24 protein-coding genes are annotated in these 23,828 nt (G+C 57.3%); 16 read left to right on the forward strand and 8 right to left on the reverse strand.

Annotation, left to right across the window (positions count from 1 at the left end):
* Positions 1–11: 11 nt before the first annotated feature.
* From mnmG to hemE, 5 genes are all read right to left on the reverse strand, one after another.
* A complete protein-coding gene (gene mnmG, locus GSF67_RS13335; RefSeq protein WP_006311063.1) occupies positions 12–1,895 on the reverse strand; it encodes a tRNA uridine-5-carboxymethylaminomethyl(34) synthesis enzyme MnmG in 1,884 nt (627 codons plus the stop codon).
* Between the two features lie 62 nt (positions 1,896–1,957).
* Positions 1,958–3,286, reverse strand: coding sequence for a tRNA uridine-5-carboxymethylaminomethyl(34) synthesis GTPase MnmE (gene mnmE / locus GSF67_RS13340; RefSeq protein ID WP_006311066.1), 1,329 nt, complete (start codon positions 3,284–3,286; stop codon positions 1,958–1,960).
* Between the two features lie 89 nt (positions 3,287–3,375).
* Entirely contained in the window at positions 3,376–4,641 is a 1,266-nt protein-coding gene (rho, locus tag GSF67_RS13345) for a transcription termination factor Rho (RefSeq protein WP_006311067.1), read from the reverse strand.
* Between the two features lie 185 nt (positions 4,642–4,826).
* The gene (gene hemJ / locus GSF67_RS13350) at positions 4,827–5,372 is read right to left on the reverse strand and encodes a protoporphyrinogen oxidase HemJ (protein WP_006311068.1); all 546 of its coding nucleotides are present in this window, start codon (positions 5,370–5,372) and stop codon (positions 4,827–4,829) included.
* Entirely contained in the window at positions 5,369–6,403 is a 1,035-nt protein-coding gene (hemE, locus tag GSF67_RS13355) for a uroporphyrinogen decarboxylase (protein WP_006311069.1), read from the reverse strand. The genes hemJ and hemE overlap by 4 nt, the downstream gene beginning before the upstream one ends.
* A gap of 408 nt (positions 6,404–6,811) precedes the next feature.
* On the opposite strand from hemE, the gene GSF67_RS13360 reads away from it, so the two are divergent.
* The 5 genes from GSF67_RS13360 to dnaQ are packed head-to-tail and all read left to right on the forward strand — an operon-like array spanning position 6,812 to position 10,417.
* Positions 6,812–7,633 carry a pyruvate, water dikinase regulatory protein gene (locus tag GSF67_RS13360; protein WP_006311070.1) on the forward strand — a complete coding sequence of 274 codons (822 nt, stop codon included), beginning with the start codon at positions 6,812–6,814 and terminating at the stop codon, positions 7,631–7,633.
* 31 nt (positions 7,634–7,664) lie between these two features.
* Positions 7,665–8,264: a two-component system response regulator ActR gene (actR, locus tag GSF67_RS13365; protein ID WP_006311071.1), complete on the forward strand. Its 600-nt coding sequence runs from the start codon at positions 7,665–7,667 to the stop codon at positions 8,262–8,264.
* Positions 8,257–9,117 carry a shikimate dehydrogenase gene (locus GSF67_RS13370; RefSeq protein WP_006311072.1) on the forward strand — a complete coding sequence of 287 codons (861 nt, stop codon included), beginning with the start codon at positions 8,257–8,259 and terminating at the stop codon, positions 9,115–9,117. Before actR ends, GSF67_RS13370 begins: the two co-directional genes overlap by 8 nt.
* The gene (gene coaE, locus GSF67_RS13375; RefSeq protein ID WP_006311073.1) at positions 9,117–9,698 is read left to right on the forward strand and encodes a dephospho-CoA kinase; all 582 of its coding nucleotides are present in this window, start codon (positions 9,117–9,119) and stop codon (positions 9,696–9,698) included. Before GSF67_RS13370 ends, coaE begins: the two co-directional genes overlap by 1 nt.
* A gap of 20 nt (positions 9,699–9,718) precedes the next feature.
* The gene (gene dnaQ / locus GSF67_RS13380) at positions 9,719–10,417 is read left to right on the forward strand and encodes a DNA polymerase III subunit epsilon (protein ID WP_006311074.1); all 699 of its coding nucleotides are present in this window, start codon (positions 9,719–9,721) and stop codon (positions 10,415–10,417) included.
* Between the two features lie 98 nt (positions 10,418–10,515).
* On the opposite strand, the gene secB is transcribed toward dnaQ, so the two are convergent.
* Positions 10,516–10,998: a protein-export chaperone SecB gene (gene secB, locus GSF67_RS13385; protein ID WP_006311075.1), complete on the reverse strand. Its 483-nt coding sequence runs from the start codon at positions 10,996–10,998 to the stop codon at positions 10,516–10,518.
* A gap of 103 nt (positions 10,999–11,101) precedes the next feature.
* Entirely contained in the window at positions 11,102–11,638 is a 537-nt protein-coding gene (locus GSF67_RS13390) for an FxsA family protein (protein ID WP_006311076.1), read from the reverse strand.
* Positions 11,639–11,778: 140 nt separating this feature from the next.
* Between GSF67_RS13390 and GSF67_RS13395 the strand changes: the two genes are divergently transcribed.
* The 5 genes from GSF67_RS13395 (at position 11,779) to gyrB (ending at position 17,108) form a co-directional block, all read left to right on the forward strand.
* On the forward strand, positions 11,779–12,477 hold the full coding sequence (locus GSF67_RS13395) for a Tim44/TimA family putative adaptor protein (protein ID WP_006311077.1): 699 nt from the start codon (positions 11,779–11,781) through the stop codon (positions 12,475–12,477).
* A complete protein-coding gene (locus GSF67_RS13400; protein WP_006311078.1) occupies positions 12,474–13,586 on the forward strand; it encodes a murein transglycosylase A in 1,113 nt (370 codons plus the stop codon). Before GSF67_RS13395 ends, GSF67_RS13400 begins: the two co-directional genes overlap by 4 nt.
* Positions 13,583–14,152 carry a Smr/MutS family protein gene (locus tag GSF67_RS13405; RefSeq protein ID WP_006311079.1) on the forward strand — a complete coding sequence of 190 codons (570 nt, stop codon included), beginning with the start codon at positions 13,583–13,585 and terminating at the stop codon, positions 14,150–14,152. Before GSF67_RS13400 ends, GSF67_RS13405 begins: the two co-directional genes overlap by 4 nt.
* Complete coding sequence (locus GSF67_RS13410; protein ID WP_006311080.1) at positions 14,149–14,514, forward strand: helix-turn-helix domain-containing protein; 366 nt, start codon at positions 14,149–14,151, stop codon at positions 14,512–14,514. Before GSF67_RS13405 ends, GSF67_RS13410 begins: the two co-directional genes overlap by 4 nt.
* 158 nt (positions 14,515–14,672) lie before the next feature.
* Positions 14,673–17,108: a DNA topoisomerase (ATP-hydrolyzing) subunit B gene (gene gyrB / locus GSF67_RS13415; protein WP_006311081.1), complete on the forward strand. Its 2,436-nt coding sequence runs from the start codon at positions 14,673–14,675 to the stop codon at positions 17,106–17,108.
* Positions 17,109–17,212: 104 nt separating this feature from the next.
* On the opposite strand, the gene GSF67_RS13420 is transcribed toward gyrB, so the two are convergent.
* On the reverse strand, positions 17,213–17,815 hold the full coding sequence (locus GSF67_RS13420) for a nitroreductase family protein (RefSeq protein WP_006311082.1): 603 nt from the start codon (positions 17,813–17,815) through the stop codon (positions 17,213–17,215).
* A gap of 128 nt (positions 17,816–17,943) precedes the next feature.
* Between GSF67_RS13420 and GSF67_RS13425 the strand changes: the two genes are divergently transcribed.
* From GSF67_RS13425 to trpA, 6 genes are all read left to right on the forward strand, one after another.
* On the forward strand, positions 17,944–18,786 hold the full coding sequence (locus GSF67_RS13425) for a fumarylacetoacetate hydrolase family protein (protein ID WP_006311083.1): 843 nt from the start codon (positions 17,944–17,946) through the stop codon (positions 18,784–18,786).
* A gap of 125 nt (positions 18,787–18,911) precedes the next feature.
* On the forward strand, positions 18,912–20,144 hold the full coding sequence (locus GSF67_RS13430) for a polyhydroxyalkanoate depolymerase (RefSeq protein WP_006311084.1): 1,233 nt from the start codon (positions 18,912–18,914) through the stop codon (positions 20,142–20,144).
* A gap of 69 nt (positions 20,145–20,213) precedes the next feature.
* The gene (locus GSF67_RS13435) at positions 20,214–20,981 is read left to right on the forward strand and encodes a M48 family metallopeptidase (RefSeq protein WP_006311085.1); all 768 of its coding nucleotides are present in this window, start codon (positions 20,214–20,216) and stop codon (positions 20,979–20,981) included.
* A gap of 102 nt (positions 20,982–21,083) precedes the next feature.
* Positions 21,084–21,746, forward strand: coding sequence for a phosphoribosylanthranilate isomerase (locus tag GSF67_RS13440; protein WP_006311086.1), 663 nt, complete (start codon positions 21,084–21,086; stop codon positions 21,744–21,746).
* Between the two features lies 1 nt (position 21,747).
* Positions 21,748–22,968 carry a tryptophan synthase subunit beta gene (trpB, locus tag GSF67_RS13445; RefSeq protein WP_006311088.1) on the forward strand — a complete coding sequence of 407 codons (1,221 nt, stop codon included), beginning with the start codon at positions 21,748–21,750 and terminating at the stop codon, positions 22,966–22,968.
* Positions 22,969–22,972: 4 nt separating this feature from the next.
* On the forward strand, positions 22,973–23,812 hold the full coding sequence (gene trpA / locus GSF67_RS13450) for a tryptophan synthase subunit alpha (protein WP_035214740.1): 840 nt from the start codon (positions 22,973–22,975) through the stop codon (positions 23,810–23,812).
* The last annotated feature ends 16 nt before the right edge of the window (positions 23,813–23,828 follow it).

Here is a 23,828-nt window from a genome sequence, read left to right on the forward strand (position 1 = left end):
AATCCGACTCGCTATTGGTGCATGCGCAATTGTTCACTTCGCGTTGCGGTACCTTTCCGCAGAAGTGCGAGCAGCAGCGATATCGCAGCTGGCGTCATGCCGTCAACACGAGCGGCCTGTGCAATATTCTCCGGGCGGGCTTTTTCCAGCTTTTGTTTAAGCTCGTTGGAGAGGCCGGACAGACTTTGAAAGTCGAAATCGTCAGGGATTTTTCTGTCTTCATCCCTTTTGATATCGACAATATCAGCGCTCTGCCGTTGCATATAAACGGCGTAGCTCGCTTCAATCTGCAAGACCTCCGCGACCTTAGCGTTAAGCCTGTTGAGTTCAGGCCAATGTTCTGTGAGCGCCTGCAGTGTCATGTCAGGATAGGCAAGCAGCTCATAAACGGAACGACGCTGACCATCCTGATTGAGTTTCAAACCTTGCTTGGCCGCCTGGGACGGGCTGATGGAGAGCTCTTTCATCAACGCACGACCGCTATCAAGATCGGACAAGAAGTCTGTAAAGCGCTGCTGGCGCTCTCGTCCTAGAATACCTGCCTTCTGGGCGACGGGTGTCAGTCGGAGATCGGCATTATCCACGCGCAGGGAAAGACGATACTCCGCCCTTGACGTAAACATACGATATGGTTCGCTGACGCCCTTGGATGTCAGGTCGTCGATCATCACGCCGATATAAGATTCTGTCCGGCTAAAATGAAGCGGATCGGCACTGCCGGCATAAAGCGAGGCATTCAGACCAGCAACAAGACCCTGGGCGCCCGCCTCTTCATAACCAGTCGTGCCGTTGATCTGACCAGCCAGAAACAGCCCCGGAATCCTGCGGCACTCAAGAGACGGTTTCAGCTCCCGGGGATCGACGTAATCATATTCGATCGCATAACCCGGCTGCAGAATCGTAACCTGTTCAAGGCCTGGTATCGTCCGGATAAATTGCTCCTGAACAAAAGCGGGCAGGGATGTCGAAATACCATTGGGATAAATGGTATGATCATCGAGGCCTTCCGGCTCCAAAAATATCTGGTGGCCGTCCCGTTCCCCGAAACGGGTAATCTTATCCTCGATTGACGGGCAATAACGCGGGCCAACGCCTTCGATCTGCCCGGAATACATGGCAGAGAGGTGAATATTATCCTGGATGATCTTGTGACCTGCCGGGGTCGTGCGGGTCACACCACATTCGATTTGCGGATTAAGAATATGGGCCGTCATAAATGAGAACGGGACCGGATCCTCATCAGCTGCCTGCCGATCTACCGCATTCCAATCGATTGTACGTCCATCCAAACGGGCGGGAGTGCCGGTTTTGAGCCGACCCATTGCGAGACCAAGACGCGATAGCGTGTCAGAAAGGCCGAGAGAGGGCATTTCGCCAACGCGGCCGGCTGGAATCTTTTCGGAACCGATATGGATAAGACCGCGCAGAAAAGTCCCGCTGGTGAGCACCACGGCGCCGCTACGAATCCGGCTACCGTTTTTCATGATAACTGCAGCGACCCGATCATTGTCCATTTCAATATCAAAAGCATCGCCCTCGATAATTGTCAGATTATCAATAGCATCGATTTCCCGCTGCATCGCTTCACGATAGAGCCGGCGGTCAGCTTGCGTGCGAGGCCCACGAACGGCCGGACCCTTTTTCCGGTTGAGCATACGGAATTGAATGCCCGCAACATCTGCGACCCTGCCCATCAATCCGTCCAGCGCATCGATCTCACGAACGAGATGCCCCTTTCCCAAGCCACCGATCGCTGGATTACAGGACATGACCCCGATTGTCTCACGCTTGTGGGTAACAAGAGCGGTTTTTGCACCATGTCGCGCAGCGGCCGCCGCAGCTTCGCTGCCCGCATGACCACCACCAATAACAATGACATCGAATGACTGATGCATATTGCTGCGCCCTGTTCTAATTCATCGACATCACCATACAGAGTGCCGATGTTTCACGTGAATCATTTTCCTATGCAGAATTCCGAGAAGATCACGCCCAGCAAATCTTCCACATCAACGCGGCCGGTGATCCGTCCGAGCGATGTTGCGGCGAGCCTTAGATATTCCGACCTTATCGCAAGGTCCAGGGTCTCAGAATCGAGCGCATCACTAACATAATTCAGCGTCTCTTCAAGTCGTTTTTTATGACGCGCGCGGGCGGGAACCAGTGTCTGGCCGGCACCGACCCGTCTTTCTATCTCCCGCTTGAGGGCTCCACGCAGTTCATCCAGCCCAATGCCTTCTTTTGCTGAGACCAAGAGATCAAATTTATAATCAGACGCGCGTGAGCGGAGCGCTGTTTTTGTCCTCACCCGCAAGGATCTCTGATTATCGAACGAGCCGATAGATTGTTTCGGGGTCGAATCATTATCCTGCAGGATTAAAATGAGATCTGCAGTTTCCGCGGTCAGAACTGCACGCCGCACGCCTTCCTGCTCCACAACATCCTGTGTCTCGCGAATTCCCGCCGTATCGAATATCCGCACCAGATATCCGTCCAGATTGATATCGACGCTTAAAACGTCCCGCGTCGTGCCGGCAATGTCGGTAACGATTGCCACGTCACGACCGCTCAATGCGTTAAGCAAGGTGGATTTACCCGCGTTCGGTTCGCCTACAAGCGCAACCTTGAAACCGTCGCGGATGATTTCGCCATTCCCGCCGCCCTGGAGGTGAGCATTGATCTCGCCCTTTAGCGCCGCCATTGCCTCCCAAACCTGAGTAGCAACAGAGTCTGGCACGTCTTCCTCGTCGGCGAAATCCAGTTCCGCCTCGATCAGGGCGCGGGCACGGGTCAGGCGATTGGCCCAGCCGTCATAGAGAGCTGATAGCTGGCCGCTGCTCTGCTCCACCGCCAGACGCCGCTGCATTTCCGTTTCCGCCTGCAACAGGTCGGCCAGGCCCTCAACCTCCAGCAGGTCCATCTTGCCATTCTCAAAGGCTCTGCGGGAAAACTCGCCTGCCTCCGCGGGCCGCAATCCTTCGAGATTGTCAAGCTCGGCGAAAATGGAAGCCATGACCGCGCGACTACCGTGGCTGTGAATTTCGACGCAATTTTCACCGGTAAAGGAATTCGGAGCCGGAAAGACAATCACCAGGCCCTGGTCGATGATCTCATTGTTTCGATTCCGAATCGAACAGAGGCTCGCTTTTCGTGGTGAAGGAAACTCCCGGCCAGTCAGCATCTCCAGAGCATCAAGCGCCTTTGCGCCGCTGATTCTGATAACCGCGACACCAGCCGGCAGTGCACCGCTGGACAGCGCATAAATCGTATCGGCGGAAGCTAGCATGGTTTACCTCGGTCTAAAACAGTCAAGCCGCACCCGAATGAACGGATACGGCTTTAAAGCTCTTATGATGAATCCGACTAAAATTCGGATCAGGTATTCATCGATTCGAAGAAATCCGAATTGGTCTTCGTCTGCTTCAGCTTGTCGATCAGGAATTCGATGGCGTCCATCGTTCCCATCGGCGCCAAAATGCGGCGAAGAACGAAAATCTTCTGCAGGTCCTGACGCGGCACCAGCAAATCTTCCTTACGCGTACCGGATTTCAGAATATCCAGTGCCGGGAAGATACGCTTGTCGGCAACCTTGCGATCAAGCACGATTTCCGAGTTGCCGGTGCCCTTGAATTCTTCAAAGATGACTTCATCCATGCGGCTACCGGTATCGATAAGCGCAGTCGCAATAATTGTCAGCGAGCCACCTTCTTCGATGTTACGCGCAGCACCAAAGAAACGCTTCGGGCGCTGCAGGGCGTTGGCATCCACACCACCGGTCAGAACCTTGCCGGAGGAGGGAACAACGGTGTTGTAGGCGCGGCCAAGGCGCGTGATGGAATCGAGCAGGATGACGACGTCACGGCCATGCTCGACCAGACGCTTCGCCTTTTCGATGACCATTTCGGCGACCTGGACGTGGCGTACAGCCGGTTCGTCGAAGGTGGAGGACACAACCTCACCCTTCACCGAACGCTGCATGTCGGTCACTTCTTCCGGACGCTCGTCGATCAGCAGAACGATCAAGTAGCATTCCGGATGGTTCGCCGTGATGGAATGAGCAATGTTCTGCAACAGTACCGTCTTACCGGTACGCGGCGGCGCCACGATCAACCCGCGCTGGCCCTTGCCGAGCGGTGCGACGAGGTCGATAACGCGCGACGACAGATCCTTCGATGTCGGAACTTCCAGTTCCATCTTGAAGCGCTCATTCGGGTAAAGCGGCGTCAGATTGTCGAAGTGAACCTTGTGACGAATTTTTTCCGGGTCGTCGAAATTGATCGTATTGACCTTGAGAAGTGCGAAATATCTTTCGCCTTCCTTCGGACCACGGATCGGTCCCTCAACAGTGTCACCGGTCTTCAGCGAGAAGCGGCGGATCTGCGAGGGCGAAATATAGATGTCGTCTGGACCGGGCAGGTAATTTGCGTTTGCAGAACGCAGGAACCCGAATCCGTCCTGAAGGACTTCAACGACGCCTTCGCCGATGATTTCGACGTCCTGGCTCGCGAGAATCTTGAGGATTGCGAACATGAGCTCCTGCTTGCGCATGGTGCTCGCATTTTCAACTTCCAGGGATTCGGCAAAAGTCAGCAAGTCGGTAGGCGATTTGCTCTTAAGTTCCTGAAGCTTCATTTCAGCCATGAAGGGAAGACCGTTTGATAATGTAATGTCGGGGGAGGGCGTGTTCGCGAATCAGATGCTGTGGAGATACCGCAGATGACTGAATAATTCACATGCCACGAAGATGAGTGGACTGAAAATAGCGATTGAACACGGCCGCTGCAAGAGGAAAGCACGAATTCCGCGAAATTTATCGTCGCACCGTCTTAACCAAAGGGTTTCACAACCACAAGTATGACAATCAGGATCATCAGAACGGTCGGAACTTCGTTCATCAACCGCCAGTGACGGGCCGGTCTTGTATTTTCGTCCCGCGCAAAACGTTTCGCGCTGCGGCTGAAATAAACATGGGTGGCGGTCAGAAGCACGACCAGCCCGATCTTCGCATGCAGCCAGCCGCCGGAAAAACCATAAACCGACCATGCGAGATATAGCCCCAATGTCCAGGATATCATCATAGCCGGGTTCATGATGACCCTGATCAGCCGCTGCTCCATTACCTTGAAGGTTTCGGATTGCTGAGAACCGACGGGGGCATCGGTGTGATAGATAAAAAGCCGCGGCAGGTAAAAAATCGCAGCCATCCATGAGATCACGGCGATGATATGCAGCGCCTTGATCCAGAGATAGAGATCGGCGGGATCGGCGTAAAACAGCAGCGCGATGAAAGCGGCAAAGACACCGAGTGCGACGCCAGCACGCAAGGCCGCCTTGTTTCCGGAGCGGGCCGAGGTCTGTTTTTCCTCGCTCATCCAGCACCCCCAACCGAGCGCACCCGCTGCACCAGCCGGGTGACGTTTTCCGGGTCTGCTTGCGGGGTGATGCCATGGCCGAGATTGAAGATCAGCGGACCCTGCCCAAGCGACTGCAGCACGGCATCGATGCCATCCTGCAAGGCTTTGCCACCGGCTACCATCAGCATCGGGTCAAGATTACCCTGCACCGGGCCTTCCTTCTGCAAATCCCGGGCGAAGCTCAACGGCACGGACCAATCGAGGCCAATGGCGTCAGCACCCGTCTTGCGGCGATAATCCCTCAGCAGATAACCAGCGCCCTTGGCGAAAGCGATGATCTTTGCCGAAGGTCGGCGGGCGCACACAGACGCTATAATCCTGGCGACCGGCTTGATCGCATATTCCTCGAATTCATTTTCGCCGAGCACGCCAGCCCAGGAATCGAAGATCTGAACCGCGTCGGCGCCGGCATCGATCTGCGCCACCAGATAATCGGCTGAGACCTCAGCGAGGAAAGCCAGCAGCTTTTTCATCGCGGCCGGTTCCTGATAACCGAACAGCCGCGCCGGCGCCTGGTCCGGCGTCCCATGCCCGGCGATCATATAGGTCGCAACCGTCCAGGGCGCGCCGCAAAAACCGAGAAGCGTCGTTTCATTCGGCAATGAGGTGCGCAGCCGCGACACCGTTTCGAAAACGGGCGAAAGATGCGCCATGACATCAGACGCATCGAGCTTTTCGATACCGCTCACATCGATCGGATCCATGGCCGGGCCCTTGCCTTCGCTGAAGGACACATTGCGATGAAGCGCGTCGGGAATGACAAGAATATCGGAAAAGAGGATGGCCGCATCCAGCCCGAACCGGCGAATGGGCTGAAGGGTCACTTCGCTCGCCAGCTCGGGATTATAACAGAGATCCAGGAAACTTCCGGCACTCTTACGCGTTTCCCGATACTCCGGAAGATAACGCCCAGCCTGGCGCATCAGCCATATTGGCGGCGGCGTAACCGTCTTCCCGTTCAAAACAGTCATAACCTTGCGTTCGCTCATGGCACCCAGCTTCTAAAAAATAAAAACAAAGAGATTTAAAAGATTTTCTATTTCTTAGAGTCTGTGGGTAGCAAGGATTAAAATCATTCCAGTCGAAATGCCGCAGCGAAGATATATCAACAGTGCCTGATGATACCGACAGGGCAAGTATTTGCGGATAATTGGGAAAACAGGAATTAGATAAATAATTTCAAATAGTTATTTCCTTACAAAAGTTCCTCGAATCTGTGGACAATCTGGGGGAAATTTTGAACAGTTCCGTCTTATTCCAGTAATTCACAGGCGCCGTAAAGACGAGAGACGCCACTTGCAGATTGTGGAAAAACACCACCTTATTCACCCCGCGGCTCGGCCCGTCGGACAATTCGGAGATTTGTCCCGGTTTATCAACAGGGGGAGAAAAACAGCGTGGAGAACAAAAAAAGCTTCTTCCATCTGCACCTGATTTCGGACTCGACGGGAGAGACTCTGATGTCGGCAGGCCGTGCCGTCTCGGCGCAGTTCCATACATCCATGCCGGTGGAACATGTCTATCCGATGATCCGCAACCAGAAGCAGCTCGCACAGGTCATCGATCTCATCGACAAGGAGCCCGGCATTGTTCTTTATACGATCGTTGACCAGCAGCTGGCCGAATTCCTGGATTTGCGCTGCCATGCGATTGGTGTGCCCTGCGTCAACGTTCTCGAACCAATCATCGGCATCTTCCAGACATATCTCGGCGCGCCGTCCAGGCGGCGGGTGGGTGCGCAACACGCATTGAATGCCGATTATTTCGCGCGGATCGAAGCACTGAATTTCGCCATGGACCATGATGACGGGCAGATGCCGGAGACCTATGACGATGCGGATGTCGTCATCATAGGCATCAGCCGCACGTCGAAAACACCAACCAGCATCTATCTTGCTAACAGGGGCATAAAGACTGCCAATATCCCGGTCGTTCCCAATGTGCCTTTGCCCGAAAGCCTATATGCCGCGACCCGGCCGTTGATCGTCGGTCTCGTCGCGACATCGGATCGCATATCGCAGGTTCGTGAGAACCGGGAACTGGGTACAACCGGCGGATTTGACGGTGGCCGTTACACGGATCGCGCGACCATCATGGAAGAGCTGAAATATGCGCGTGCGCTCTGCGCCCGCAACAATTGGCCGCTGATCGATGTCACGCGCCGTTCCATCGAGGAAACAGCCGCGGCGATCCTTGCCCTGCGCCCGAGGACGCGATAATCCGAATCGCATCATCAGGAGCAGACAGTTGATGAAACAAGAGTTGATCCTCGCCTCATCCAGCGCATCCCGGCAGATGCTGATGCGCAATGCGGGGCTGACATTTTCGGCAATACCCGCGGATATTGATGAGCGTGCGCTTGATGAGCAACTGGAACGAGACGGCGCCAGCCCCGAAGAAGTTGCGCTGGAACTTGCGCGGGCCAAGGCTCTTGCAGTCAGTGCGCTCCATCCGGAAGCGCTGGTCCTTGGCTGCGACCAGACCATGGCGCTCGGCACACGCGTTTATCACAAGCCAAAAACCATGGCGGAAGCCGCAACGCATCTGCTGTCATTGTCCGGCAAGATCCATCGTCTGAACAGCGCGGCTGCTCTCGTTCAAAAGGGCGAGGTGGTCTGGCAGACCGTTTCCTGTGCAGAGCTCGCCGTTCGAATCTTGAGTGCTGAGTTTGTGTCCCGTCACCTGCAGCGGGTGGGAGAAAAGGCGCTCAGCAGCGTCGGCGCTTACCAGCTTGAAGGCGAAGGAATCCAGCTATTTAACTCCATCGAGGGGGATTATTTCACAATCCTCGGCCTGCCGCTTCTGCCTCTTTTAGCGAAACTACGCGACATGGATGTCATCGATGGCTGATTCACGTGAAACATTAACTATAAATGCCTTCGTTGTCGGCTACCCGATCAAGCATTCCCGGTCGCCAATCATCCATTCCTATTGGCTGAAAAAATTCGGTATCGCTGGTTCCTATAAGGCCGTTGAGGTCTCTCCAGACGATTTCCCGAATTTCATTGCAACGCTGAAGGAAGGCAAGCCGGGTACAGCGGTGGGTGGCAACGTCACCATTCCGCACAAGGAGGCGGCTTACCGGTTGGCGGATCGCCCCGATGCCCTGGCGGAAGAACTCGGCGCCGCCAACACCATCTGGATGGAGGAGGGTAAACTCCACGCTACCAATACGGATGGTTACGGTTTCGTCTCGAACCTGGACGAGCGGCATCCGGGCTGGGATAAGACCGACCGCGCGGTGGTTTTCGGTGCCGGCGGCGCAAGCCGGGCCGTCATTCAGTCGCTGCGTGATCGGGGTGTCGCGGAAATTCACGTCGTGAACCGCACGGTCGAGCGCGCTCGTGAACTGGCCGACCGCTTTGGCCCCCGGGTCTTTTCCCATGCTCAGGCGGCGCTTCAGGAGGTGATGCAGGGCGCCGGGCTGTTCGTGAATACGACATCGCTCGGAATGGATGGAACCGAAGCGCCGCGCCTCGATTTTTCGCAGCTCGCTGCCAATGCGGTGGTGACCGATATCGTCTACGTGCCGTTGAAAACGCCGATCCTCAACATGGCGCAAGAGCAGGGCATCGCAACCGTCGATGGGCTCGGCATGTTGCTTCATCAGGCAAAACCCGGTTTCAGGCGATGGTTCGGCAGGATGCCCGAGGTGGATAAAACCCTTCGCTCCCTGATCATCGCGGATATGGAGAAACATTGATGATCGTCATCGGTCTCACCGGCTCGATTGGAATGGGAAAAACCACGACGGCGAAGCTCTTCGCCGAAGAGGGTGTTCCAGTTCTTGATTCCGATGAGGTCGTGCACGGGCTTTATCGTGCGGAAGCCGTTCCGCTGATTGAGGCTGCTTTTCCAGGTACTACCATGTCCGGCATGGTCGACCGGCAGAAACTCGGTGATATCTTGCGGAAGAATCCGGCTAATTTTACCAGGCTGGAAGAGATCGTTCATCCGCTGGTGCGTAACAAACAGGAGGCCTTTCTGGCAAAGGCAAGGAAAGACGATCGGGCTTTTGCGCTGCTCGACATACCCTTGCTGTTTGAAACGGGGGCGGAAGGCCGCGTCGATAAAGTTGTGGTGGTGAGTTGCTCGCCGGAAATCCAGCGCGAGCGCGTTTTATCCCGGCCCGGCATGACGGAGGAGAAATTCGAAATGATCCTTGCCCGGCAGATGCCGGATGCGGAAAAGCGCCAGCGCGCCGATTTTGTCGTCGATTCGGGAAATGGTGTCGAAGCGGCACGGGATCAGGTAAAAGAAATTCTGCAGAAACTGGGCGCTTGAGTCGCGCCGCGGAGAGATGAATGCGTGAGATCATTTTCGATACGGAAACCACGGGCCTCGAATCGAAGCTGGACCGCGTGATCGAAATCGGCGGCATCGAACTGATCAATCATTTTCCCACTGGTCGCACGCTGCATCTTTATATCAGCCCGGAGGATCGCAAGGTTCATCCAGACGCGCTTGCCGTTCACGGCATCACCGATGAATTTCTGAAGGACAAACCGAAATTCGCAGAAGTCGTCGACCAGATCCGTGACTTCTTCGACGGCGCGCGCTGGGTGGCGCATAATGCGACCTTCGATATGGGCTTCATCAATGCGGAATTCGCGCGTCTTGGCATCGACCCGGTTTCCGCCGAGCTGGTGACGGACACGCTTTCACTCGCCCGTCGCAAGAACCCGATGGGGCCGAATTCGCTGGATGCGCTTTGCCGGCGTTATGGTATCGATAATTCCCATCGCACCAAACACGGGGCGCTGCTCGACTCCGAACTTCTGGCCGAAGTCTATATTGAAATGATCGGCGGTCGCCAGACGGCGCTCGGTTTCGGCTCTGCCGCAAGGCAAGAAACGATTGTCGTTGAAGAAGACTTGCCCCTTGAGCCATTGCGAAGGCCAAGTGCTCTGCCCTCGAGGCTGGATGCGGAAACGGTCGCGGCCCACGGCAAACTCGTTCTCGGCATGGGCGATAAGGCGATCTGGAACCGCTACCAGAACTGAAGCGTGCCCAGACTTTGAAATGTCAACTCGGCCAAAGAAAAACCCGGGCGAAGAACCCGGGTTTTGTTTGTCTGCAATGAAAAGCGGTGCGTGCCCGTTTAGTTCGGGACAGCCTGAACCTGGGCCTTGGCCTGTTCTTCGGCAACGCGCTGCGCAAACATTTGCGAGAAATCGATCGGGTCGATCATCAGCGGCGGGAAACCGCCATTGCGGGTGACATCGGCAATGATCTGGCGGGCGAAGGGGAAGAGCAGGCGCGGGCACTCGATGAAGAGGACCGGCAGCATGTGTTCCTGCGGGAAGCCGGCAATGCGGAACACGCCGCCATAAACCAGCTCGGCCGCGAACAGAACCTTGTCGCCATCCTTGGCTTCCGCATTCAGCGTCAGCACAACGTCGAAATCCGAACCGGAGATCGGGTTTGCGTTGACATTGACGTTGATGTTGATCGCCGGCGCATTCTCACGGCCCTGCAGCGAACGAGGAGCACCCGGATTTTCGAAAGAGAGATCCTTGATGTACTGGGCAAGAATATTGAGAGAAGGGCTAACTGCGCCCTGTGCGCCATTTTCAGCGGTCATTACGGTTCCTCGCGGCGTGAATTCGTGGAAGGCGGTCTATCATTTCGACCCGGGGCTTACAACCCTTCGTGATCGCGTCATCGCCATCCATTCCACGCGGTCGTCAGGGTTTGGGAAGGTCACGATCATCAGGCCTGTTCGACCAGGGAGAGTCCTTCGGGCCCTCGCGGTGAAACTCCTCTTCGTCTAGATCCACCACCTTCGAATCGCCCGCAGGCCCGGGGCCATTACGAAATCCGGAATAGTCACCTTGCTGGGGGCCGGACTGCCTGAATGAGCCAGAAACGACGACACGCGGGCCGAAGGCTTTCCAGAAAAACCGGCGAATGGCCGGCGATAGAAGCAGGAGGCCGAGAATATCTGTGATGAAACCGGGAATGATGAGCAGGATGCCTGCGACGACGCGCATGGCCCCGTTAACGAGCTCATCCGCCGGCTGCGCGCCAGTGCGGCCCGCAGCCTGAAGATTTCGCACCATGCCGATGCCGCCGAGGCGCAGTATGAGTAACCCCAGGAATGACGTGAACAGGATGAGCGCCAATGTCAGCCATAGACCGATCGCCTTGCCGACGATGATGAAGCCGGCAATTTCGAGAATGGGCATCATCAGGATGACGATGGGGAGAAAGGAAAAACGCATCTTCTAGCCTTGCGTGTGCATCTCTGGCAGATTGCCGGTTCCCGGGACACCAATGATTGAATCTGCACATTTGAATGATGATAAGATGCAGACTATATGATGGTGAGGTTTTTGATTTTAAATGGCGGTTTTGGTAAAACATGGGCTTTAGCGACTTTATCACATTGTTTTTTCTCGTTGCAGCGGTGCTGATCTTCTTTCAGCTGCGCAGTGTCCTTGGCCGCCGCACCGGCAATGAAAAGCCGCCATTCGACCCCTATAGCCCCCGTGATGTGGCAAAGGGGCCCGTCGCTGACGATAACAAGGTCGTGACCTTGCCGAAACGCGGCGAGGCGGAAGAAGACAACCGCTTTGCCGAGGCAGACGCGCTTGCCCCTGCTGACACCCCACTCAATGCATCGCTGCGCGATGTGATGACCAAGGACCCGTCCTTCAGGCCCAAGGAATTCCTGAACGGTGCTCGCATGGCTTACGAAATGATCGTCATGGGTTTTGCCGACGGCGACCGCAAGACACTGAAGAACCTTCTGTCGAAGGAGGTGTTTGACGGTTTCGAGGCGGCGATCTCCGAACGGGAAAGCCGTGGCGAAGTGGTGAAATCCACATTCGTTGGCATCGAGAAGGCCGACATCACCCAGGCGGGCGTTCGCGATTCCGAAGTGCAGGTGACGCTGAGGATTGTCAGCCAGCTGATTTCGGCGACCTATGACAAGGACGGCAAGCTGGTGGATGGCGACCCGGATGCGGTTGCGGAGGTGGATGACATCTGGACCTTCTCGCGCGACATCCGCTCGCGCGATCCGAACTGGAAGCTGATCGCCACCGAATCCGAGCAATGAATACGCCCTTTTCGATCGACGAGGTTTCTTTCCGCGATCTGCCCGGATGGGGGCAGGACGACCCCCGCAAGCTTTTTCCGGCGATGGCAACGATCCTGTCGCATCTTCATAATGCGAAACCCTACCGGACCGGAGCGCTCGGGATAACGGCGGCGGAGCTGGTTTCACTTCTGGAGCTCGCCGAAAGAAGCCAGGTAAACAGCCCGGAGCAGGCGCGCCAGTTTTTCGAAACCAATTCTGTGCCTTTCAGGATTTCTCCGGCTCAGGGCAAAAGCGGTTTCGTGACCGCTTTTTACGAGCCCGAACTGGAAGTCTCCGCCACGCCAGATGATGTGTGGCGTTATCCGATCTACCGCCGGCCGCCGGATCTGGTGGATATTAACGATGCTAACCGGCCGGATGGTTTTGATCCGTCCTATGCTTTCGGCAAGGCGGATGAAGAGGGCATTTCCTATTTTCCCGATCGCCGCGCCATCGATGAAGGGTGTCTGCGGGGCAGGGGTCTTGAGATTGCCTGGGCAAGATCGAAGGTCGACCTCTTCTTTGTCCACGTGCAGGGTGCGGCGCGTCTGGTATTTCCGGATGGCGCGATAAAGCGGATCACCTACGCGGCCAAGGCCGGGCATGCCTTTTCGCCGATCGGCCGGCTGCTTCTCGACCGCGGTGAGCTCGATCCGAAAACAATCTCGATGCAGACGATCCGCCAATGGCTCGGCGACCATCCGGATGAGGTGGACGGGGTGCTGTGGCACAACCGCTCCTACATTTTTTTCCGGGAGGCGGATGTCGCCGGTCTGGACATGGGGCCGATCGCCGCCGCCAAGGTGCCGCTGGTTGCGGGCCGTGCGCTTGCGGTCGACAGGCTGATCCACACCTTCGGCCTGCCCTTCTTCATCCACGCGCCGACGCTGACCCATCTGGACGATGGAAAACCATTCGCCCGGCTGATGCTGGCGCTGGATACCGGCTCGGCCATTGTCGGCCCGGCGCGCGGCGATATTTTCACCGGCTCGGGTTTCGAAGCGGGAGAGCTTGCCGGCACGGTGCGCAACGAAGCCGATTTTTATATACTGCTGCCGCGGATTGCTGCGGAAAGGTATCGGCGATGAAAGGCAGTCGCAAGCTCGGCAAGGAAGAACGCGTTCTGTGGGGAAGGGTCGTAAAAACCACGCGGCCGATTTCCGGCAGGCTGGAAGATTTGCTGGCTTTCGACGATGTAGAAGAACATCCGCTGGAACCCAGCGTTCCGCAAACTGGTAAAAGCGCATTTCCGCGCATGATTGTGGAGACGGCGGAAGCACTGCCTGCGTCACCGGATAAAAAGCCGAAGACCCATCAGCCGATGGAAAAGCCGGTCAAGCGCAAGCTCACCCGTGGCCGGTTGCCGCTGGAAGGGCGGATCGATCTGCACGGCATGTTCCAGAGCGAAGCCCATGCGGTGCTCCTGGATTTCCTGCTGCGGGCGCATGAACGAGGCCTTCGCCATGTGCTGGTCATCACCGGCAAGGGGCGTTCCATCGGTAGCGATGGTGCGCTGAAAAGGGCAGTGCCAATGTGGTTCGCCAAACCGGAATATCGCTACCTGATTTCGTCCTATGAGGATGCGTCGGCCAATCATGGCGGTGACGGTGCGCTTTATGTGCGGCTTTCGCGGCGGCGCGGTGAAAAATCATGACGCCTTTTGCGGAGGCCGTGCGGCAGCTTCGTGAACGCAAGGGCGTGACGCAGAAGGAAATGGCCGCGGCAATCGGTGTGTCACCGGCCTATCTTTCGGCGCTGGAGCATGGCAAGCGGGGCAAACCGAGCTTCGATCTGCTGCAGCGCATTGCCGGTTATTTCAACATCATCTGGGATGAGGCGGAGGAATTGTTCTTTCTGGCCGGTTCGTCAGACCCGAAGGTGGTGATCGATACGGTGGGCCTGCCGCCGCAATATACGGCTTTCGCCAACCGTCTCGCACGGGATATTCGCAAGCTGCCGCCGAGTGTGGTAGAGGAACTGTCAGCCGTGCTGCAAAAAAGCCGTTCTTGCGATTGAAACCCCTCTATCCCCTGCTTTATTCAGCATCCTGAAGCATGCGGCCTTTGGGATTGGGTGTAGAATTTCTATAGTCGCATGTCGGATTTGAGTGATTCGCTGGCTTCAGGCCTTCTCACTGAAACGCCTGGCCCGAGAAAACTTTGGAAAGAGTACTTATGACCGAAACATCGTCAAGCGAAGTCGGCGCGAACGCGGAATATGGAGCCGATTCGATCAAGGTCCTCAAGGGCCTTGATGCCGTGCGCAAACGGCCCGGCATGTATATCGGCGATACCGATGACGGTTCCGGCCTGCATCACATGGTCTACGAAGTCGTCGACAACGCCATCGATGAGGCGCTCGCCGGCCATGCCGATCTGGTAACAGTGACGCTGAATGCCGACGGTTCCGTGACGGTGACCGATAACGGACGCGGCATTCCGACCGACATCCATTCCTCCGAAGGCGTTTCCGCCGCCGAAGTCATCATGACCCAGCTTCATGCGGGCGGCAAATTCGACCAGAACTCCTATAAGGTTTCCGGTGGTCTGCACGGCGTTGGTGTTTCGGTGGTGAACGCTCTTTCCGTCTGGCTGAAGCTCAGAATCCGCCGCAATGGCAAACTGCACGAAATCGGCTTCACCCACGGCGTTGCCGATGCGCCGCTGTCGGTCATCGGCGAATATGAAGGCCGGTCCGGCACGGAAGTCACCTTCCTGGCCAGCCCGCAAACCTTCACCATGACGGATTATGATTACGGCACGCTGGAGCATCGCCTGCGCGAACTCGCGTTCCTGAATTCCGGCGTCCGTATCCTGCTCACCGACAAACGCCACTCGGACGTCAAGCAGCAGGAATTGCTGTATGACGGCGGCCTCGAAGCCTTCGTCCGTTATCTCGACCGCGCCAAGAAGCCGCTGGTGGACAAACCCATCGCCATTCACAGCGAGAAGGACGGTATCACCGTCGAAGTCGCGCTGTGGTGGAACGACAGCTACCACGAGAATGTGCTCTGCTTCACCAACAACATTCCCCAGCGCGATGGTGGCACCCATATGGCCGGTTTCCGCGCGGCGCTTACCCGCCAGGTCACCTCCTATGCCGACACATCCGGCATCATGAAAAGAGAAAAGGTGAGCCTGCAGGGTGAGGACTGCCGTGAAGGCCTGACGGCCATTCTTTCGGTCAAGGTTCCCGATCCCAAGTTTTCCTCGCAGACGAAGGACAAGCTCGTTTCGTCGGAAGTGCGACCGGTCGTGGAAAGCCTCGTTAACGAAGCGCTCTCCACCTGGCTCGAAGAGCACCCTTCCGAAGCGAAGATACTCATCGGCAAGGTTGTGGAAGCGGCCGTCGCCCGTGAAGCCGCCCGCAAGGCTCGCGAATTGACGCGCCGCAAAGGCGCGCTCGATATCGCTTCTCTGCCCGGCAAGCTTGCCGATTGCTCGGAGCGCGATCCGGCCAAATCCGAACTCTTTCTCGTCGAGGGCGACTCCGCCGGTGGTTCCGCCAAGCAAGGCCGCTCGCGTGAAACGCAGGCCATCCTGCCGCTTCGCGGGAAGATTCTCAACGTGGAGCGCGCCCGTTTCGATAAGATGTTGTCCAGCCAGGAAATCGGCACGCTGATTACCGCGCTCGGCACATCGATCGGCAAGGACGAGTTCAATGCCGACAAGCTGCGTTACCACAAGATCATCATCATGACGGATGCTGACGTCGACGGCGCCCACATCCGTACCCTACTATTGACCTTCTTCTTCCGCCAGATGCCGGAACTGATCGAGCGCGGCCATCTCTATATCGCCCAGCCGCCACTTTATAAGGTGACGCGCGGTAAATCCGTGCAGTACCTGAAGGATGAGAAGGCGCTGGAAGAATACCTGATCTCCATGGGTATCGAGGAAGCGTCACTGACGCTCGGCACCGGTGAGGTCCGAGTCGGCGCCGATCTGCGCGAAGTCATTCTCGATGCGCTGCGCATGCGCTCGCTGATCGATGGTCTGCATTCCCGCTACAGCCGCTCGATCGTGGAACAGGCGGCCATTGCCGGCGCGCTGAACCCGGAGCTTTCGGCCGATTCGGCCCGTGCTCAGGAAACCGTTGCCGAAGTGGCCCGGCGTCTGGACATGATTGCGGAAGAAACCGAGCGCGGCTGGTCGGGCGTAGTTCTGGAGGATGGCGGCCTGCGCTTCGAGCGCATGGTACGCGGCGTCAAGGAAATCTCGACGCTGGATATGGGCCTGCTCGGTTCAGCCGATGCGCGCCATATCGATCAGCTGGTAGCGCGCACCCGCGATATCTACGCGACGCCGCCGGTTCTGCAGCGCAAGGATGGCAGCATGGAGCTGGCCGGACCACGCGCGCTTCTGGATGCGATTTTCGCCGCCGGCCGCAAAGGCCTTTCCATGCAGCGTTATAAGGGCCTCGGCGAGATGAATGCTGAGCAGCTGTGGGAAACCACGCTCGACGCCAATGTCCGCTCGCTGCTGCAGGTGAGGGTGAACGACGCGACCGATGCCGATGGCCTGTTCGCCCGCCTGATGGGCGATGAAGTGGAGCCGCGCCGCGACTTCATTCAGGAAAATGCGTTGAATGTCGCCAACCTCGACATTTAATCCTGTGGGGTGTTTCGCGTAACGATTCACGTGAAACGAAAATTTAACAAAAGGCCCGGCGGTGAATTTCCGCCGGGCCTTTTGTTTGATGGTGTCGGGCGAGATTAATCGGCCTTGCCGGTGAAGCGGCCTTCGAAAGCGACATCTGCCAGAGGTACGCGCTTGCTGGGCACCTCGCGCTCCGCCAGATCATCGGGAAGAATGGATTTATCCGTCAGCGTCCCGATCGCAACCCCGGCCTCCACCTTGAAGCCATCAGGGATATCAAGCTTTTCGACGATCCGGTCTTTGAAGATACCGCCCATCCCATGCGCATGATAGCCAAGCAGATGAGCTTGCATGGCGAGCGAGAACCAGGCTGCGCCGGCATCGAAGGAGTGAGTGGCGGATGACTTCTTCTCGCCTTCGCGCGAAATGGTGTGGTCGCGGGAGATGACGAAAAGCAGCACGGAGGCGTTCTTCGCCCACTTCTGGTTTCCCTCCATCAACAGGTCCACGAAGAGTGGCCAGTCTTCGCTGTCCTTATGGGCATAAACGAAACGCCACGGTTGATGGTTGGAGGCGGATGGCGCCCAGTGGGCCGCGTCGAGAATGGTCAACAGATGCTCTTTCGGCATAGGGCTGCCATCGAAGGCGCGCGGAGACCAGCGGTCGAGGAAGAGGGGATCGACGGGATATTCGGATTGCCTGTTATTGCTATTCGTCACGGGCGATGTCCTTTTGATTGCCGGGAAGGAAAAGGTATTTTTCGAAACTTGGCGCAGTCAAGGGGTGACAAGTATGAATGCATCGTTCATATATGCATCACCTTGTCTGACAACCGGGAGAGAGTTCCATGAAATTGATGCGTGTTGGCCAGCCCGGCCAGGAAAAACCAGCCATTCTCGATGCGGAAGGAAAAGTCCGCGATCTGTCCGCCCATGTGAAAGATATCGGCGGCGACGCGATTTCTCCCGAGGGTCTCAAGAAGATCGCCGCGATCAACCTCGCCACCCTGCCGGTGTTGAGCGAAGAGCGCATTGGCGCCTGCGTTGCGGGTACCGGAAAATTCATCTGCATCGGCCTCAACTTCTCCGACCATGCGGCTGAAACGGGTGCTACCGTACCGCCGGAACCGGTCATTTTCATGAAGGCGACCTCGGCCATCGTCGGTCCGAACGATAACGTCACCATTCCGCGCGGCTCGGAAAAGACCGACTGGGAAGTCGAGCTTGGCGTCGTCATCGGCAAGACCGCGAAATACGTCTCGGAAGCGGACGCCCTCGATTATGTCGCCGGTTATTGCGTATCGCACGACGTTTCCGAGCGCGCCTTCCAGACAGAACGTGCAGGTCAGTGGACAAAGGGCAAGTCCTGCGACACTTTCGGCCCCATCGGCCCCTGGCTGGTGACGAAGGACGAAATCACGGATCCGCAGAACCTCGGCATGTGGCTGAAGGTCAATGGCCAGACCATGCAGGACGGTTCCAGCAAGACAATGGTTTACGGCGTCGCCCACGTTGTCTCCTATCTCAGCCAGTTCATGTCGCTGCATCCCGGCGATGTCATTTCCACCGGCACCCCTCCCGGCGTCGGCATGGGCCAAAAGCCGCCGCGTTACCTGAAGACTGGTGACATCGTGGAACTCGGCATCGAGGGCCTCGGTTCCCAGAAGCAGACTTTCGTCGCTGACATCTGATCGCCGGCAGGCATTCAACGAAAAGTGAGGCGCCGGCGGGAAACCGCTGGCGCCTTAAATTTTGTGCACCTGCGAAAAGCTGCTATGGTCAGAAAAAGAGCGTGATCGCGAGGGAGGCGTCATCAGTGTTCTACCACCTCTATGAAATGAACCATGCGGCCATGGCGCCGCTGCGTGCCGGCGCGGACATGATGCGCCAGGCCTGCAACAATCCTCTCAATCCGCTGTCCAGCACCGCTTTCGGCAGAAGCCTCGATGCCGGTTTCGAGGTTTTCGAACGTCTGACGCGCCGTTACGTCAAGCCGGAATTCGGCCTCCGCTCCACCGTCGTCGATGACCAGACCATTGCTGTCACAGAAGAGACCGTCTGGTCGCGCCCGTTCTGCAGCCTTGTTCATTTTAACCGCGACCTGGAGCCGACCCGCAAGCCGGATCCGAAAGTCTTGCTCGTCGCGCCGATGTCCGGCCACTATGCGACTCTGCTGCGCGGGACGGTGGAAGCCCTGTTGCCCTCGGCCGATATTTACATCACCGATTGGGCCGATGCCCGTATCGTACCGGCAACTGAGGGAACCTTCGACCTCGACGATTATATCGACTATGTCATCGAGATGCTGCGGCATATCGGCCCCGGCGCCCATGTGGTCGCCGTCTGCCAGCCATCCGTGCCGGTTCTGGCTGCCGTTTCCCTGATGGAGGCGGATGGCGACACGTTTGCGCCGGCCTCCATGACGCTGATGGGCGGACCGATCGATACGCGCATCAACCCCACCGCCGTCAACGGTCTTGCCACGGCCAAGCCGATCGAATGGTTTCGCGACAATGTCGTCATGCAGGTGCCGTGGCCGCAGCCGGCTTTCGGGCGTAATGTCTATCCGGGTTTCCTGCAGCTATCGGGTTTCATGTCGATGAACCTCGACAAGCACATGACGGCGCATAAGGATTTTTACCTGAACCTCGTCAAGAATGACGGCGATTCCGCCGAAAAACACCGCGAGTTTTACGATGAATATCTTGCTGTCATGGACCTGACGGCGGAATTCTATCTCCAGACGGTGGAAACCGTCTTCATCGACCATGCGCTTCCGAAGGGAAACATGCTGCACCGGGGCAGGGCGGTTGATCCTACCGCGATCCACAATGTCGCGTTATTCACGGTCGAAGGCGAGAATGACGATATCTCCGGTGTCGGCCAGACAAAGGCGGCGCATGATCTTTGCCGGAACATCCCTGAAGACAAGCGCGCCCACTACATGCAGCCGGATGTGGGGCACTATGGCGTCTTCAACGGTTCGCGCTTCCGCAAGGAAATCGTGCCGCGCATGCTGGATTTCATCGGCAAACACCAGATGGCCTAAGCGTGAAACGGCAGGTGGTGCCGCGCATTTGCATGGCCAAGGGATGGACGAATCGGTTATGAAGGCTTCATGTTTTCGCTCCTCAGAAAATCCCTGAAGTCACCGGCGCCCAAAAAGGTCGTGCCGAGCCAGCGCACCGTTTCCGTTGCGGGACGGCAAGTGCCGATCACGGTCAGGGAAAACCCGCGGGCAACGCGCATCACATTGCGCATCGAACCGGGCGGTCGGGCGCTGAAGCTGACGATCCCGATGGGCCTGCATCACCGTCAGGTAGATGACTTTCTCGAAAGACACCAGGGCTGGCTGGAAGGCAAGCTTCTGAAGTTCAGCCCTGATGACGGTCTTCGTCCCGGTGGGACCATCGATATCAGAGGCATCTCTCATCGCATCGAGCACACCGGCAGCCTGAGGGGCCTGACCCACATCGGGAAAGACGCTGATGGTGTGGCTGTTCTGAAAGTCAGCGGCGCGCCGGAGCATCTGAGACGGCGGATCGCGACCTTCCTGAAAAAGGAAGCAAAGGCCGATCTGGAACGTCTGGTCGCCATTCACGCCCGCGCTGCCGGCCGGCCGGTGCGGTCCATCAGCATGAAGGATACACGCAGCCGCTGGGGTTCCTGCTCCCATGATGGAAATTTGAGCTTTTCGTGGCGTATCGTCATGGCTCCGGACAGGGTCATCGATTATCTCGCTGCCCATGAGGTCGCGCATCTGAGCGAAATGAACCATGGCCCGAAATTCTGGGCGCTGTGTGAAAAGCTCTGTCCACACACAAGTGAAGCCAAGGAATGGCTGAAACGTCATGGCTCCAAACTGCACGCCATCGATTTCGATTGAAACTGGCGGCGTGCATCGCCATCTGGATTCACGTGAAACATTCCATCGAAAAGGGATGCGATTTGGCTCGACTCTTGTCGCATTTCATGTCAGGTCGCGGGTATGAAACCGGATATCAAGATTTGCGGATTGAAGACACCGGAAACGCTGGAGCGCGTCGTCCGGCGCGGTGCGTCCCATGTCGGTTTTATTTTCTTTGAAAAAAGCCCCCGCTATATCGAGCCGGACCTTGCCGGCCGGTTGGCCGAAGCCGCCCGTGGCGCCGCCAAAGTGGTTGCCGTCACTGTCGATGCTGATAATGATTATCTCGATGAAATCGTCGATCTTGTCAGGCCGGATATTCTGCAATTGCATGGCAGCGAAAGCCCGGAGCGGCTGCTGCATATCAAGGCGCTTTACGGCCTGCCGGTGATGAAGGCGATTTCCATTCGCGATGCCGCGGATCTTGCCAAAATAGAGCCTTATATTGGCATAGCCGACCGTTTCCTGCTGGATGCCAAGGCGCCTGCCGGTTCTGATCTGCCTGGCGGCAACGGCGTCTCGTTCGACTGGACGATCCTGCGCTCACTTGACGAAAGTGTGGATTACATGCTTTCCGGGGGGCTGAATAAGGACAATGTCGCCGAGGCTCTGGCGGAAACCCGGGCGAGCGGACTAGATTTGTCGTCTGGTGTTGAAAGCGCGCCGGGCGTCAAGGATTTGTCCAAGATCGACGCATTTTTCGATGTGGTGAATGATTGGTCGAAAGGCCCAAAGGGAGTTTGAAGTGAACGACGCGCCAACACCCAATTCTTTTCGTGCTGGTCCCGATGAGGACGGCCGCTTCGGCATTTACGGAGGACGCTTCGTTGCCGAAACGCTGATGCCGCTTATCCTGGATTTGCAGGCGGAATGGGACAAGGCCAAGAGCGATCCCGAGTTTCAGGCCGAACTGAAATATCTCGGCACGCATTACACCGGCCGCCCGAGCCCGCTTTATTTCGCGGAGCGTCTCACGGCGGAACTTGGCGGCGCGAAGATTTATTTCAAGCGCGAAGAGTTGAACCATACCGGCTCGCACAAGATCAACAATTGTCTCGGCCAGATCCTGCTTGCCAAGCGCATGGGCAAGACCCGCATCATTGCCGAAACCGGTGCCGGCCAGCACGGCGTTGCCTCGGCCACGGTTGCTGCACGTTTCGGCCTGCCTTGCGTGGTTTATATGGGCGCCACTGATGTCGCCCGTCAGGCCCCGAACGTATTTCGCATGAAGCTTCTCGGCGCCGAGGTGAAGCCGGTCACGGCCGGCCATGGCACGCTCAAGGACGCCATGAACGAGGCACTGCGTGACTGGGTCACCAATGTCGAGGATACCTATTACCTGATTGGCACCGCAGCCGGCCCGCATCCCTATCCGGAAATGGTCCGTGATTTCCAGGCAGTTATCGGCGAGGAAGCCAAGGCGCAGATGCTGGAGGCGGAAGGCCGCCTGCCGGATATGGTTATCGCGGCCGTCGGCGGTGGATCGAACGCCATCGGCATTTTCCATCCTTTCCTTGATGACAAGAGCGTGCGTATCGTTGCCGTCGAAGCCGGTGGCAAAGGCCTGTCTGGCGAAGAACACTGTGCCTCGATCACCGCCGGTTCGCCCGGCGTGCTGCATGGCAACCGCACCTATCTGCTGCAGGATGAGGACGGCCAGATCAAGGAAGGTCATTCGATTTCCGCAGGTCTTGACTATCCCGGCATCGGGCCTGAACATTCCTGGCTGAACGATATCGGCCGCGTCGAATATGTGCCGATCATGGACCACGAGGCATTGGACGCCTTCCAGATGTTGACCCGCCTCGAAGGCATCATTCCGGCGCTGGAGCCGAGCCATGCGCTGGCCGAAGTCATCAAGCGCGCGCCAAAAATGGGCAAGGATGAAATCATCCTGATGAACCTTTCCGGCCGTGGCGACAAGGATGTCCACACCGTCAGCAAGTTCCTTGGAATGGATGTATAAGATCATGACTGCACGTATGGACAAGCGCTTTGCCGATCTGCGCGCTGAAAATCGCCCCGCCCTGATCACCTATTTCATGGGCGGCGACCCGGATTTCCAGACCTCGCTTGGCATCATGAAGGCACTGCCGGAAGCAGGCGCCGACGTTATCGAACTCGGCATGCCGTTTTCCGATCCCATGGCGGATGGCCCGGCCATTCAGCTGGCCGGCCAGCGCGCGCTGAAGGGTGGACAGACACTGAAGACCACGCTCGATCTCGCCCGCGAGTTCCGCAAGCAAGATAATGCAACGCCGATCGTGATGATGGGCTATTATAATCCGATCTATATCTATGGCGTTGAAAAGTTTCTGGACGACGCAATTGCCAGTGGCATCGATGGCCTGATCGTGGTCGACCTGCCGCCGGAAATGGACGATGAACTCTGCATTCCGGCGCTTGCGCGCGGCATCAATTTCATCCGTCTGGCAACGCCGACCACGGATGGCAAGCGCCTGCCGGCCGTCCTTAAAAATACCTCAGGTTTCGTATATTACGTCTCGATGAACGGTATCACCGGCTCAGCACTTCCCGATCCCTCGTTGATCTCGGGCGCTGTCGGTCGTATCAAGGCGCATACGGAACTGCCGGTTTGTGTCGGTTTTGGCGTCAAGACGGCCGATCATGCGAAGGCGATCGGTGCCGTGGCGGATGGTGTGGTGGTGGGTTCAGCCATCGTCAACCAGATTGCGGGCAGCCTGACCAAGGACGGGCAGGCGACCGCCGACACCGTGCCGGCCGTTACGACGCTGGTAAAAGGACTTTCAACGGGCGTGCGTGCATCGCGCCTCGCCGCTGCGGAATAAGCGCGCGGCCCAGTCA

The organism is Agrobacterium sp. CGMCC 11546 (assembly GCF_013365515.1).
In the GTDB taxonomy this organism is placed as follows: domain Bacteria; phylum Pseudomonadota; class Alphaproteobacteria; order Rhizobiales; family Rhizobiaceae; genus Agrobacterium; species Agrobacterium fabrum.